Annotated in this window: 12 protein-coding genes; 5 read left to right on the forward strand and 7 right to left on the reverse strand. The window is 72.3% G+C overall.

Features of this window, described 5'->3' with window-relative positions:
* Positions 1-12: 12 nt before the first annotated feature.
* From CRP56_RS04005 to CRP56_RS04015, 3 genes are all read right to left on the reverse strand, one after another.
* Positions 13-2,028, reverse strand: a complete 2,016-nt coding sequence (locus CRP56_RS04005) for an NADPH-dependent 2,4-dienoyl-CoA reductase (protein WP_097260255.1) — start codon at positions 2,026-2,028, stop codon at positions 13-15.
* A 100-nt stretch (positions 2,029-2,128) separates the two neighbouring features.
* The gene (locus tag CRP56_RS04010; protein WP_097260257.1) at positions 2,129-2,497 is read right to left on the reverse strand and encodes a hypothetical protein; all 369 of its coding nucleotides are present in this window, start codon (positions 2,495-2,497) and stop codon (positions 2,129-2,131) included.
* A 119-nt stretch (positions 2,498-2,616) separates the two neighbouring features.
* Entirely contained in the window at positions 2,617-3,492 is an 876-nt protein-coding gene (locus CRP56_RS04015; RefSeq protein WP_097260259.1) for a hypothetical protein, read from the reverse strand.
* 245 nt (positions 3,493-3,737) lie between these two features.
* On the opposite strand from CRP56_RS04015, the gene CRP56_RS04020 reads away from it, so the two are divergent.
* On the forward strand, positions 3,738-5,819 hold the full coding sequence (locus CRP56_RS04020; RefSeq protein WP_097260262.1) for a SpoIIE family protein phosphatase: 2,082 nt from the start codon (positions 3,738-3,740) through the stop codon (positions 5,817-5,819).
* A gap of 115 nt (positions 5,820-5,934) precedes the next feature.
* Complete coding sequence (locus CRP56_RS04025) at positions 5,935-6,642, forward strand: hypothetical protein (RefSeq protein ID WP_097260264.1); 708 nt, start codon at positions 5,935-5,937, stop codon at positions 6,640-6,642.
* Between the two features lie 51 nt (positions 6,643-6,693).
* Here CRP56_RS04025 and CRP56_RS04030 read toward each other — a convergent pair whose 3' ends face one another.
* Both CRP56_RS04030 and CRP56_RS04035 read right to left on the reverse strand, forming a co-directional pair.
* On the reverse strand, positions 6,694-7,506 hold the full coding sequence (locus CRP56_RS04030; protein ID WP_097260266.1) for a putative protein N(5)-glutamine methyltransferase: 813 nt from the start codon (positions 7,504-7,506) through the stop codon (positions 6,694-6,696).
* A gap of 194 nt (positions 7,507-7,700) precedes the next feature.
* Positions 7,701-8,729, reverse strand: coding sequence for a hypothetical protein (locus CRP56_RS04035; RefSeq protein WP_097260268.1), 1,029 nt, complete (start codon positions 8,727-8,729; stop codon positions 7,701-7,703).
* Between the two features lie 164 nt (positions 8,730-8,893).
* On the opposite strand from CRP56_RS04035, the gene CRP56_RS04040 reads away from it, so the two are divergent.
* Positions 8,894-9,286 (forward strand): MarR family winged helix-turn-helix transcriptional regulator, encoded by a 393-nt coding sequence (locus CRP56_RS04040; protein ID WP_257041879.1) that lies wholly within the window; start codon positions 8,894-8,896, stop codon positions 9,284-9,286.
* On the opposite strand, the gene CRP56_RS04045 is transcribed toward CRP56_RS04040, so the two are convergent.
* Together CRP56_RS04045 and CRP56_RS04050 are read right to left on the reverse strand one after the other, a co-directional pair.
* Positions 9,283-10,008 carry a GNAT family N-acetyltransferase gene (locus CRP56_RS04045; protein ID WP_097260272.1) on the reverse strand — a complete coding sequence of 242 codons (726 nt, stop codon included), beginning with the start codon at positions 10,006-10,008 and terminating at the stop codon, positions 9,283-9,285. The two genes, CRP56_RS04040 and CRP56_RS04045, sit on opposite strands and share 4 nt — an antisense overlap.
* Positions 10,005-10,931 (reverse strand): NADP-dependent oxidoreductase, encoded by a 927-nt coding sequence (locus tag CRP56_RS04050; RefSeq protein ID WP_097260275.1) that lies wholly within the window; start codon positions 10,929-10,931, stop codon positions 10,005-10,007. Before CRP56_RS04050 ends, CRP56_RS04045 begins: the two co-directional genes overlap by 4 nt.
* Positions 10,932-11,113: 182 nt before the next feature.
* On the opposite strand from CRP56_RS04050, the gene CRP56_RS04055 reads away from it, so the two are divergent.
* Both CRP56_RS04055 and CRP56_RS04060 read left to right on the forward strand, forming a co-directional pair.
* The gene (locus CRP56_RS04055) at positions 11,114-11,719 is read left to right on the forward strand and encodes a sulfite oxidase-like oxidoreductase (protein WP_097260277.1); all 606 of its coding nucleotides are present in this window, start codon (positions 11,114-11,116) and stop codon (positions 11,717-11,719) included.
* Positions 11,712-12,476, forward strand: a complete 765-nt coding sequence (locus CRP56_RS04060) for a ferredoxin reductase (RefSeq protein WP_097260279.1) — start codon at positions 11,712-11,714, stop codon at positions 12,474-12,476. The genes CRP56_RS04055 and CRP56_RS04060 overlap by 8 nt, the downstream gene beginning before the upstream one ends.
* The last annotated feature ends 55 nt before the right edge of the window (positions 12,477-12,531 follow it).

Genomic DNA, 12,531 nt, shown 5'->3' on the forward strand with positions numbered 1-12,531 from the left:
CTAGGGACGCCCCTAGAGGGCGGCCGCGACCTCGGTGCCCTGCTTGATCGCCCGCTTGGCGTCCAGTTCGGCGGCCACGTCGGCGCCGCCGATCAGGTGGGCGCTCACCCCGGCGGCGACCAGCTCCTCGTACAGGTCCCGGCGCGGCTCCTGCCCGGTGCACAGCACGACGGTGTCGACCTCCAGGACCGTGCTCTCCTCACCGACGGTGACATGCAGTCCGGCGTCGTCGATGCGGTCGTAGCGCACGCCCGGGACCATGGTGACGCCGCGGTGCTTGAGCTCGGTGCGGTGGATCCAGCCGGTGGTCTTGCCGAGCCCGGCGCCGACCTTGCTGGTCTTGCGCTGGAGCAGGTGGACGGTGCGCGGCGGCGCGGGGCGCTCGGGCGCGGCGAGGCCGCCGGGGCCGGTGTGGTCCATGTCGACGCCCCAGTGGCGGAAGTACGTCGCCGGGTCCTCGTGGGCCTTGTCGCCGGAGTCGGTGAGGAACTCGGCGACGTCGAAGCCGATGCCGCCGGCGCCGAGGATCGCGACGCGGTCGCCGACCGGGACCTTGTCCCGCAGGACGTCGAGGTAGCCGACGACGCTCGGGTGGTCGACGCCGGGGATGTCGGGGGTGCGGGGGGTGACGCCGGTGGCGACGACGACCTCGTCGTAGCCGGAGAGGTCCTCAGCGGCGACCCGGTTGTTCAGGCGTACGTCCACGCCGTGGGCGTCGAGCTGGTGGCGGAAGTAGCGCAGGGTCTCGTCGAACTCCTGCTTGCCGGGAACCTGGCGGGCGACGTTGAGCTGGCCGCCGATCTCGCTCGCGGCGTCGAAGAGGGTGACGTCATGGCCGCGTTCGGCGGCGGAGACGGAGCAGGCGAGGCCCGCCGGGCCCGCGCCGACGACCGCGACGCGCTTCTTGAGCCGGGTCGGGGACAGCACCAGCTCGGTCTCGTGGCAGGCGCGCGGATTGACCAGGCAGGAGGTGATCTGAAGGCTGAAGGTGTGGTCGAGGCACGCCTGGTTGCAGCCGATGCAGGTGTTGATGGCCTCCGGGGTGCCGGCGGCGGCCTTGTTCACGAAGTCGGGGTCGGCGAGCATCGGGCGGGCCATGGAGACCATGTCCGCGTAGCCCTCGGCGAGCAATTCCTCGGCGACCTCGGGGGTGTTGATGCGGTTGGTGGTGACGAGGGGGATGCCGACCGCGCCCATGAGCTTCTTGGTGACCCAGGCGTACGCGCCGCGCGGCACGGAGGTGGCGATGGTGGGGATACGGGCCTCGTGCCAGCCGATGCCGGTGTTGATGATGGTGGCGCCGGCCGCCTCGACGGCCTGGGCGAGGGTGACGACCTCGTCGTGGGTGGAGCCGCCGGGGACCAGGTCCAGCATGGAGAGCCGGTAGACGATGATGAAGTCCTCGCCGACCGCCTCGCGCACCCGTCGCACGATCTCCACCGGGAAACGCATCCGGTTCTCGTACGACCCGCCCCAGCGGTCGGTCCGCCGGTTGGTCTGCGCGGCGATGAACTCGTTGATCAGGTAGCCCTCGGAGCCCATGATCTCCACGCCGTCGTAACCGGCCTGCCGGGCGAGGCGGGCGGCGCGGGCGTAGTCGTCGATGGTCTGCTCGACCTCGGCGTCGGTGAGCTCACGGGGCGGGAAGGGGCTGATCGGCGCCTGGAGGGGGCTCGGGGCGACGAGGTCCCGGTGGAAGGCGTACCGGCCGGTGTGCAGGAGCTGCATCGCGATCCGGCCGCCCTCGCGGTGCACGGCGTCGGTGATGACCCGGTGCTGCTCGGCCTCCGCCTCGGTGGTGAGCTTCGCGCCGCCCTCGTAGGGCCGCCCGGCGTCGTTGGGCGCGATACCGCCGGTGACGATGAGACCCACTCCCCCGCGCGCCCGCTCGGCGTAGAAGGCGGCCATGCGCTCGAACCCGCGTTCGGCCTCCTCCAGACCGACGTGCATGGAGCCCATCAGGACACGGTTGGGCAGCGTGGTGAAACCCAGGTCCAGCGGGCTCAGCAGATGGGGGTAACGGCTCATGGCAGGCCTCCGTGCGCGGTGTCGTCCCTCCTGTTGTAGAGGACCGCGCACGGTTTATGCAACTAGTTGCAGAACCAGCCCCGGGGTGATGTGCCGCAGGTCACCTGCTCTCGAGCAGAACATGCAGCTCCCGCTCCTGGTCCCCGGAGGCCGAGGAGAGGTCGCGGACCGCGAAGAGGGAGTCGAGGGTGGAGCGCAGCCGTTCGATGGCCCAGTAGCCGCCCTGCGCGTCGGCCTCGACGGAGGACGAGAGCCGGGGCGGGGCCGCGCACTCCTGGACATCAGTGACCTCGAAGGTGCCGAGCCACACCATGGGGCGGGTCTCGTGGAGCTGCTGGGGCACGTCCTCGGCGGACCGGTCGGACTCGAAGCACTGGCTGAGCACGTCGAACACGATCCGGGCGTCCTCCTTGCTGCACCCGCTGATCTCCAGGGAGACGGGTTCCTCGTGCATGCGCACACGATCCATCGTGATCGCTCCTCTCATGGCGACGGCGCGGTCGCACGAGTTCCCCCGTGCACCGCGCCACACCTTCAGAAAAGCACCACTGCCGGGCCGGGACCAGTGGCGGACCCGGCCCTTCGGCCTCAGCTCTTGGTGAACCGGTACGTCTTGCTGTCGGTCAGCACACAGAACCCGGGCGAGACGACGATCACCCGCAGGGTGCCGGTGCGCCGGTCGTAGTCGATGCCCTCGGCCTCGAAGGTGCCCGAGCAGGAACTGCGCAGCGGGAGCTGGCGCAGGGCGGTGACATGGCCGGTGACGTTGCTCGTGCCCGGCTCGGCGGACAGGTCGATCTGGAGCAGCGGCTTGGTGATGCCGAAGAGGGTGCCCGCCGGGTCGTCGGAGGAGCACAGCAGGCGCGTCGCGGTGACGAAGTCGCAGCCCTGTACGTCGCGTACGGCGTGGTCGAGGGTGACGGTGGAGGCCTGCGAGAGGTTCGCCGAGGGCGAGGTGCTCGCGTTGACGCCGGGGGTCGGGAAGACCAGGAAGCGGGTCATGGTGCCGTACTCGCCGGACAGCATCCACTGGCCCGACGGGGTGATGGCGACCCAGGAGTTGTTGAGCGCCTCCCCACTGCCGAGCGTGTGGACGTACTCCGACCATGTGCCGCCGGGGGACTGCACCCGGTACATCTTCGCGGTGCCCGAGTCCGCCTGGTAGGGCTCGATGTAGTAGCCGTCGTAGGAGGCGTCGGGGTCGCCGACGTGGTTCCAGCCGCGGCTGCTCACGCTCAGCGGGATGGTGCCGATGCCCGTGTAGCGGTTGGCGCTGTTCGCCGGGACCTCGACCGAGGTCAGGCCCTGGCTCTCGGTGAGCGGGTCGGCGCGGTCGGAGCCGGCCTCGGTCCAGGTGTCGGCGGCGCTCGCGGGCGTGGTGGTCGACAGGACGGCGGCGGCGGTGGCGAGGGCGACGAGTCCGGTCAGGGCGGCTCGACAACGTTGCCGGGTGCGCAGGGGCATGGCGGGCGGCTCCTCGGAGGGGGGTGGGGTGCGCTCGGCGGACAGTGTGGCGCCTCCGAGTAGTCATGTACAGACCAATCGGGAACGGGGAAGCGAACTTCCGCCCTCGCAGGACGCGCTCCGCCGTGTTGAGGGATGGTGGAGGAGGACGCCGATGGCGCCCCAGAGGCGGTTGGACGCGGTAGAACAGGGGAGTCGGCACGGGGGACGACGTGCCGTGTGGACGGTCGAAGGCGGTGCGTGCAATGAGTGCAGCCCGGTCTCCCGGCGCCGAGGGCGACGAACCGGTGCGCGGGGCGGTACGGCCCAGCGGGCTGCTCGATGTGCTGGGTGTGGCCTCCGTGGTGCTCGACACCCAGGGCCGCATCGTGCTGTGGAGCCCGCAGGCGGAGGAGCTGTTCGGTTACTCGGCCCGGGAGGCGCTCGGCCAGTTCGCAGCCCGGATCATGGTCCACGAGCAGTACCTCGACCTGGTCGTGAAGCTCTTCGCCGACGTCATGGCCACCGGGCAGAGCTGGGCGGGCGCCTTCCCGATCCGGCGCAAGGACGGCACCACACGCCTGGTGGAGTTCCGCAACATGCGGCTGCTCGACGACCACGGGGACGTGTTCGCCCTGGGGCTCGCGGCCGACCAGTCCACCGTGCGCGGCCTGGAGCGGGACGTGGCGCTGTCGACGCGGGTGGTGGCGCACTCCCCCATCGGCCTCGCCGTCCTGGACACCGATCTGCGGTACGTCTCCGTCAATCCGGCACTCGAACGGCTCAACGGCGTCCCCGCCGAGGACCACCTCGGCCGCACGATCCACGAGGTGCTGCCGCACATAGACGCCGCCGCTCTGGAGGCCGCGGCGCTCGACGTCCTGAAGACCGGCCGTCCGCTGGTCGACCACGAGACCGTCGGCCACACCCCCGCCGACCCGGACGAGGAGCACGCCTGGTCGATCTCGCTGTACCGACTGGAGGACGCCTTCGGCACCGTCCTGGGGGTGGCCGCCTCGGTCGTGGACGTCACCGAGGAGCACCGGGCGGCCGTCGAGGCGGAGTCCGCGCGGCGGCGGCTCGCCGTCATCGCGGACGCCTCCGCACGCATCGGCACCACCCTGGAGCTGGACCGCACGGCCCGCGAGCTGGCCGACGTCGCCGTGCCGGAGCTCGCCGACATAGCGGCCGTGGATCTGCTGGAGGCGGTGGTGGACGGCAGACGCAGCAGCCTCGGCCCCACCGAGCCCGCCGTGATCCGCGCCCTGGCCGTCAAGGCGGACGACGAGGCCTCGCCGGCGCTCGACGCGGCCGACCCGCCCGGCCAGGTCGCCCGGTACGGCCCGGACCGCCTGGTCACCGAGTGTGTGCGCACCGGCGACCCGGTGCTGGTGGCCGAGGTCGAGGAGGCCGACCTGCCGCGCATCGCCCGTTCCCCGGAGGCGGCCGGGCTGCTGGCCCGCGCTGGCGTGCACTCGTATCTGGCGGTGCCGTTGATCGCGCGCGGTGAGGTACTGGGCGCCCTGGACCTCAAGCGCACGGCCAATCCGCTGCCCTTCAGCGAGGACGACCTGCTGCTGGCCCGGGAGCTGGCGGCGCGGGCGGCCGTGCAGATCGACAACGCCCGCTGGTACCAGAACGCCCGCGACACCGCCCTGACCCTCCAGCGCAGCCTGCTGCCCAGCCATCCGCCGGTCACGGGCGGCCTGGAGGTCGCCTCCCGCTACCAGCCGGCCGGGGCCACGGCCGAGGTCGGCGGCGACTGGTTCGACGTGATCCCCCTCGACGGCTGCAAGACCGCGCTGGTTGTCGGCGACGTGATGGGCAGCGGCATCAACGCCGCGGCCACCATGGGCCGGCTGCGCACCGCGACCAACACCCTGGCCTCCCTCGACCTCGAACCGGCCAGGCTCCTGGAGCACCTCGACCGGATCACACAGGATCTGGACCACTCCATCGCGACCTGCGTCTACGCCGTCCACGACCCGCATCTGCGCCAGTGCCGGATCGCCAACGCCGGACATCTGCCGCCGGTCCGGCTGCGCGCGGGGCGCAAGCCGGAGCTCCTCGAACTGCCCACGGGGGCGCCGCTGGGCGTGGGCGGGGTGGCGTTCTCCACCACGACCGTCGACCTCGACCCCGGCGACCGGCTGGTCTTCTACACGGACGGCCTCGTCGAGACCCGCCAGCACCCGCTCGACGAACGCCTCGACGCCCTCCTGGAACTGCTCGACGGCCCCGACCGGCCTCTGGAGGAGGTCTGCGACCTCCTGGTCCGCACGCTGCACCAGCCGGACAACTCCGACGACGTGGCGCTGCTCATCGCCCGCGCGCAGACGCCGAGTTGATCTTCCGCTCACGCGCGCGAGGATTCACAGGCAGGCATTACCCGCTTCTTATCGGCCGCCTACGACAATCACAAGAAGGCAGGGCATGGAGCCACAACGCCGGTGGGAGCGAGCCATGACGGACGATCCGGATCAGGAAGCGACGCGGCCCGAGGTACTCGTCGGACCCGGCGGGTCCGGGGAACCCACTCCGCTACGGGACCGGTGGCGGCGCCGGTCGGTCCGCTCGCGCGCGGTGACGGCCGCGGCGGCCGCGGCCGCCCTCACGCTCGGCGGCGCCGCCCTCGCGTACGCCGCGACCTCGTCAGGTTCGGACGGCGGAGCGACACCCTCCGCCTCGACTTCGGCGTCACCGTCACCGGGCGAGCGCGGACCCGGGCACCCGCACGGCTGGTGGCTCGGCGGCGAGGGGGTGCACGGGGAGTCGACGGTGAAGGACCGCGACACCGGCAAGTGGGTCGTACGGGTGTGGCAGCGCGGCACCGTCGAGAAGGTGGACGGCGACCAGGTGACCGTCAAGAGCGAGGACGGCGCCCGGTGGACGTGGACCGTGCCCTCCGACGCCACGGTGCTGCGGGAGGGTGACAAGGGCTCCGGAGCGGACGCCCTCAAGAAGGGCGACACGGTCTACCTCTCCGGCACCCGCTCCGGCGACGACACCAGGACCGCCGACCACGCCTTCGCCGGCACCTGGGAGAAGCCGGACCCGGGCAAGTGGCGGGACAGGATGCCGGGTCCGGAGAACCGGCGTGACGGTTTCCCGGGACACGGCTGGGGCGGAGCGCCGAAGCCGTCGCCGTCGGAGAGCGGCGCCACCACGTGACGGCGGAGGAGATCGCCGATCCCGCCACCACCGACGCGATCGGCTGACCGGCTACGCCCTGACGCCGATCACGACGTTGGCGTACAGCTCCTCGGAGACGAGCAGACGCGTAGCAAGACCGCTGCCGGTGAAGGCGTCGACGGCGGCCGGCGCCTGGCGCTCGCTCGTCTCGACGAGCAGACAGCCGCCGGGGGCGAGCCAGTCGGGCGCCTCGGCGGCCACCCGGCGCAGTACGTCGAGGCCGTCCGAGCCGCCGTCCAGGGCGACCAGCGGTTCGTGGTCGCGGGCCTCCGCGGGCAGCAGTCCGACCTCTTCGGTGGGGACGTACGGCACGTTCGCCGCGAGGATGTCCACGCGCCCACGGAGTCGCTCGGGCAGTGCCTCGAAGAGGTCGCCCGCGTGGACGTCGCCGTCGTAGGCGGCGACATTGCGGCGGGCGCAGCGCACCGCGGCCGGGTCGATGTCGGCGGCGTGCAGTTCGGCTCCGCCGAGCGCGTCGGCCAGGGCCGCACCGACGGCGCCCGAGCCGCAGCACAGGTCCACGACCACGGCCGCGGCCGGGGCGTGGGCGAGGGCCTGCTCGACCAGGAACTCGGTGCGGCGCCGGGGCACGAACACGCCGGGTTCGACGGTGATGCGCAGGCCGCGGAACTCGGCCCAGCCGACGACGAGTTCGAGGGGGACGCCGGTCGCGCGGCGGTCCACCATGGCCGTCAGCTCGTCCGGCGTGCGGGCGGCGGCGAGGATCAACTCCGCCTCGTCCTCGGCGAAGACGCAGCCGGCGGAGCGCAGCGCGGCCACGACGGAGTCACGGGAAGCGGGAGCGGAGGGGGAAGAGGGGGAAGCGGGAGAAAAGGGAGGCATGGAAGCCGAGGGCCTTTCGGTAGCCGAAGGGCGCTCTCGCGGTCACCTACTACCGGTGTTCCGCGCCGACTCGGGGAGCGAGCACCCGACCTGACACAGCGGTAATGGGTCCCACCTCCTCGGTCCAGCGGCCGGGAACGTCCCCGACCGGACGGTTACCTTACCCGAAGGATCACACCTCGACACCCGAAGGATCACACCCCGACCGTCTCCTCCACCTCTTCCTCCGCGTCGGCCTCATGAGCCGCCGGAGCGGCCTCCTCGGGCGCCTTGCCCCGCTCGTAGGCGGCGGCGACCGCCGTGACGGCGAGCCCGAGGAGCAGCCAGACCACCAGTGTCCAGACGTTGCGGGCCAGGCCGTCGCTGCCGAAGTACAGCAGGCTGCGGGCGCCCTCGACGAACCCGGCGCCGTTCCAGAAGGCGTGCAGGGTGCCGAAGAAGCCGTTCTGGAGCTCGGGACGGTACAGGCCGCCGGAGCTGGTGAAGTTGAGCATCACGAACAGGACCATCATCGCGAGGGTGGTCCAGCGCTTGAGGAAGGTGTGCAGGCCGACGCCGATCAGCAGGATGCCCGCGGAGTACAGCCACGCCATGCCCCACAGGCCGGCGAGGCCGTGGTGGGCCAGGTGGAAGACGGGTCCGGCGAGCAGCGCTCCGATGCCGCTGACGACCGCGGAGACACCGACCGCGAGCAACGCCCGCACCCTCAGCGGCAGGCCGGCGCCCGCTGCGCCGAGCGCGGCGACCGAGGCGTACGAGCCGATGCTCAGCGCGATCAGCAGGAAGAACAGGCCCTGTCCGGTGGGGTCGTCGGCGACGGGCGGGGCCACGTCGGTCACCTTCAGCGGCACGCCCTGCCCGGCGGCGACGGGCGTGAAGACCTTCTCCACGGCCAGCGCGTCCATGTCGGAGCCGGCACTGGCGATCACGAGCTCGGGCGTCTTCGCGCTCGGCACGTAGGCGCCGGTTATCTCACGTGACTTCAGCAGGTCGACGCCTTCGGCGCGGGTGGCCACCGTACGGACGTCGAGGGCCTCCCCCGCCTTGTCCTTGACGGTCTGGGCGAACACCTTCGCCTCAGGGCCGGCGCCGACGACGGCGACCGGCAGATGGTGGGGCTCCGGGGTCACGAAGGCCCCCATGTACGCGAGCCCCATGCCGATGCACATCAGCAGCGGGGTGACCAGGTGGGTGAGCACATGGCGCAGCGCGGGCGACCTCATCGTGCGTGACCTCCGAGTTCCGTGGTGGGCCAATGACTGCTTGGCCAAATGGTTGGCTTATACAACTCTCACTTCAAGTTGTACTATACAACCAGAACTGGAAGAGGGTCCGGAGGAGGGTTTTCGTGGACGCCACCGAGGCCGTCGAGAGCATCCAGCGCGAGATGACGGCCTTCGCCCGTCGCGCTCGGGCCTCGGCGGGGCGCATGCACCCCGAGCTGTCGCTGGTCTCGTACACCTTGCTCGGGCACCTGGAGGAGCGCGACGGCTGCCGGGCGACCGACCTGGCCGCGCACTACGCCCTCGACAAGTCGACGGTCAGCCGCCAGGTGGCGGCCCTGGAGCGGGCCGCGCTGGTCGAGCGGCGGCTGGACCCGGACGACCACCGTGTGCAGGTGCTGCATCTGACGGAGGCCGGCCGGGAGATCCTCGCCCAGGTCACGGAGAGCCGCCGGGCCGCCTTCCAGGAGCGGCTGGCGGACTGGCCGGAGGAGGATCTCGTACGGTTCGCCGGCTATCTCGTGCGCTACAACTCTCCCGGCGCCGACCGCCCCTAGGACACGGCCACCAGCCGCTCCGGGGCGCGGGCCGCCGCGAACGCGGTCGTACGGCGCAGCCGGAAGCCGAGGGCCTCGTACAGCCGGATGGCGTTGGTGTTCTGGGCGCTCGTGTGCAGGAACGGCGTCTCGCCGCGTTCCCTGATGCCGTGCGCGACGGCGAGGATCAGCCGGGTCGCCAGGCCCTCGCCGCGGAAGGCGGGGTCGGTGCAGACCGCGCTGATCTCGGTCCACCCCGGCGGGTGCAGCCGCTCCCCCGCCATGGCGATGAGGGCGCCGTCCCGCCGTATGCCCAGGTAGGTGCCCATCTCGATGGTGCGGGGCAGGAAGGGGCCGGGCCGGGTGCGTTCGATCAGGTCGAGGATCTCGGGGACGTCTGCGGGGCCGAGGGGCACCGCCTCCGGTTCGGGGGCGGCGGCGAGTCCGTCGTCCACGAACTGCACGCCCTCCATCCGGAACGTGACCTCCCAGCCCTCCGGCACCTCGCCGCGGAAGCCCGGCAGCGGCACCTCGGCGCCGGGACCCGCGAGCGCCGCGAGGTCCGCCCAGTCGTCCGGGGCGGGGTCCTCGGGGAGCGCGAGCCACGGGGAGACGTCGACGGGGTAGCGCAGGACGCGGCCCCGCCGTTCGGCGAAGTGGGCGTGCGGGCCGGTGAGGGAGGCGAGGGCGGGATTGTCCAGGACGTGCGCCGCGCCCACCGGCGCGGTGTCGAGCGCGCTCATCGGGCGACCTCGATGACGACCTTGCCGCGGGCGTGGCCTTCCTCGACGGCGCGCAGCGCCTCGCCGGCCTCGTCGAGGGGGAAGCGCTGGATGACGTGCGGGTCGAGGCCGCCGTTCACCACGAGCCGGGCCAGGGCGTCCAGGACGGCCGCCGTGCGGGCCCGGGCGACGCGGGCGCCGCCGAGTTCGGCGACCGCCTCGGGCGCCGCGCCCGCGGTGATGAGCTTCGTCCGGTCGGTGAGGAGCTGCGCCGCCTCGGCCAGCACCTCGCCGCCGACCAGGTCGTAGACGCCGTCGACGCCGTCCGGTGCCGCCGCCGCGGCGCGCTCGGTCCAGCCCGGTCCGGAGGGGACGTGGACGGCCCCGAGCGACTCGACGAAGTCCTTCTTGCCCTCGCTCGCGAGGCCGAGCACCCGCACCCCGTCCGCCCGGGCGATCTGCGCAGCCGCGGAACCGACCCCGCCGCCCGCGCCGGTGACCAGCAGCGTCGCCCCGCTCGGCAGGTCGAGCTGGCGGATGCCGTCGTAGGCGGTCGCGGCGGCGACGGGCAGGGTCGCGGCGTCGGCGAAGGACAGCCCTGCGGGCTTGTGCGCGGTGAGCGCGGCGGGCAGCAGCGCGTACTCGGCGTACGCACCGGCCGCGGTGTTGCCGAACACCTCGTCACCCACGGCGAACCCGTCCACGTCCGCGCCGATCTCCTCGACGACGCCGGAGACCTCGCTGCCGAAGACGACCGGGAAGACCGGCTCGCCGGAGTCCGTCGGGCGGCGGTAGCCGGTGCGGAGCTTCCAGTCGATGGGGTTCACGCTCGCGACGCGCACCGCGACCAGGATCTGACCGGCGCCGGGGACCGGCCGGTCGACCTCGACGAGGGCCTCCGTCTCCGGTCCGCCGTACCGCGTGAACACGTACGCCTTGGGCATGGCTCCCACTCTCCTTCACTCGCGCCGGGCATCAGACGGCAAGGAAGACCGGCGGACGGCTATTCCCGGGGCGGCGGAGTGTTCATACGCGCTTAATGAATGCCGCCGTGTTCATACGGCCGTCACGATCAGACCCTCTGACCAGGGACGGAGCACAACCGTCGACAGCGTACGGTTGAACCATGAACGTCACCCGAGGCTTCACCGGACGCCCCCGCGTCCCCAACGCCGGGCTGCCGCCCGGTCAGTACGACGCGGGCGACGACTGGCCCGTGCTGTCCGCGGAGGTCACGCCGGAGCTGTCGCCGGCCGACTGGACCTTCCGTGTCGACGGGCTGGTCGAGGAACCCCGCACCTGGGACTGGGACGAGGCGCACGCGCTGCCCGGTTCGGTGTACGAGGGTGACATCCACTGTGTGACGAGCTGGTCGAAGTTCGGCGTGCGGTTCGGGGGCGTGTCCCTGGACGCGTTTCTGGACGCCGTACGCCCGCAGCAGGCCGCCACCCATGTCGTCGCGTACTCGCACACCGGGTACACCACGAACCTGCCGCTGGCGGACCTGACCGGTGGACGGGCGTGGCTCGCCTGGGAGTTCGACGGCAAGCCGCTGTCCGCCGAGCACGGCGGTCCGGCGCGGCTGCTGGTGCCGCACCTGTACTTCTGGAAGAGCGCCAAGTGGATCGCGGGGCTGCGGATCCTCGATCACGACGAACCCGGGTTCTGGGAGCAGAACGGCTATCACGCGCGGGGCAACCCGTGGGAGGAGCAGCGGTACTCCGGTGACTGACACCCTCTCGACCTTCACTCCGCCCACGCGGTTCGCCGTGCCCGGGCGCATCGCCGTGAGCAACCGGGCCGCCGCGCTGTGGCAGACGGCGACGCTCACCGAGATCCGCCGGGAGACCCCGCACGCCGCCACCTACCGGTTCGCGGTGCCCGCCTGGGCGGGGCATCTGCCCGGCCAGCACCTGATGCTGCGGCTGACGGCCGAGGACGGCTATGTGGCCCAGCGCCACTACTCGATCGCCTCCGCGCCCGACGACGAGGGGCACATCGAGCTGACCCTGGACCATGTCGAGGGCGGTGAGGTGTCGGGCTGGTTCCACACCGTGGCCAGGCCCGGCGACCAGGTCGAGGTGCGCGGCCCGCTGAGCGGCTTCTTCGCCTGGCCCGGCGACCGGCCCGCGCTGCTGATCGGCGCCGGCTCCGGCGTCGTACCCCTGATGTCGATGGTGCGGCACCACCGGGCACGGCGGTCCGACGTCCCGCTGCGCCTCCTGGTGTCCGCGCGCAGTCCCGAGGAGCTCGTCTACGCGGGCGAGTTGGGCGCCGAGACGACGCCCGTGTTCACGCGGAGCGCCCCTGCGGGGGTGCCGGTGGGACGTATGGCCGCCGCACATGTGGCGCCGCTCCTGGCCGAGGCGCCGGAGGGTGGGTGGGAGGCCTATGTGTGCGGGTCCAACGCCTTCGCCGAGCACGCGTCGCGGCTGCTGGTGGCGGCCGGGCAGCCGGTGGACCGGATCCGGATCGAGCGCTTCGGCTGACCCTCCCGAGGCCGTGCGCAGTCATGGCCTCGGGAGGACAATGACCTGCATACGG

The sequence above is a fragment of the Streptomyces sp. TLI_55 genome, assembly GCF_900206255.1.
GTDB lineage: Bacteria > Actinomycetota > Actinomycetes > Streptomycetales > Streptomycetaceae > Streptomyces > Streptomyces aquilus.

What these genes read in the sequence shown, in the direction of transcription:
- CRP56_RS04025 (WP_097260264.1), top strand. Translation starts at nt 5,935, where the DNA reads ATGACGGACGATCCGGATCAGGAAGCGACGCGGCCCGAGGTACTCGTC.
- CRP56_RS04050 (WP_097260275.1), bottom strand. Translation starts at nt 10,931, where the DNA reads ATGCCCAAGGCGTACGTGTTCACGCGGTACGGCGGACCGGAGACGGAG.
- CRP56_RS04055 (WP_097260277.1), top strand. Translation starts at nt 11,114, where the DNA reads ATGAACGTCACCCGAGGCTTCACCGGACGCCCCCGCGTCCCCAACGCC.
- CRP56_RS04045 (WP_097260272.1), bottom strand. Translation starts at nt 10,008, where the DNA reads ATGAGCGCGCTCGACACCGCGCCGGTGGGCGCGGCGCACGTCCTGGAC.
- CRP56_RS04040 (WP_257041879.1), top strand. Translation starts at nt 8,894, where the DNA reads ATGACGGCCTTCGCCCGTCGCGCTCGGGCCTCGGCGGGGCGCATGCAC.
- CRP56_RS04010 (WP_097260257.1), bottom strand. Translation starts at nt 2,497, where the DNA reads ATGGATCGTGTGCGCATGCACGAGGAACCCGTCTCCCTGGAGATCAGC.
- CRP56_RS04015 (WP_097260259.1), bottom strand. Translation starts at nt 3,492, where the DNA reads ATGCCCCTGCGCACCCGGCAACGTTGTCGAGCCGCCCTGACCGGACTC.
- CRP56_RS04020 (WP_097260262.1), top strand. Translation starts at nt 3,738, where the DNA reads ATGAGTGCAGCCCGGTCTCCCGGCGCCGAGGGCGACGAACCGGTGCGC.
- CRP56_RS04030 (WP_097260266.1), bottom strand. Translation starts at nt 7,506, where the DNA reads ATGCCTCCCTTTTCTCCCGCTTCCCCCTCTTCCCCCTCCGCTCCCGCT.
- CRP56_RS04005 (WP_097260255.1), bottom strand. Translation starts at nt 2,028, where the DNA reads ATGAGCCGTTACCCCCATCTGCTGAGCCCGCTGGACCTGGGTTTCACC.
- CRP56_RS04035 (WP_097260268.1), bottom strand. Translation starts at nt 8,729, where the DNA reads ATGAGGTCGCCCGCGCTGCGCCATGTGCTCACCCACCTGGTCACCCCG.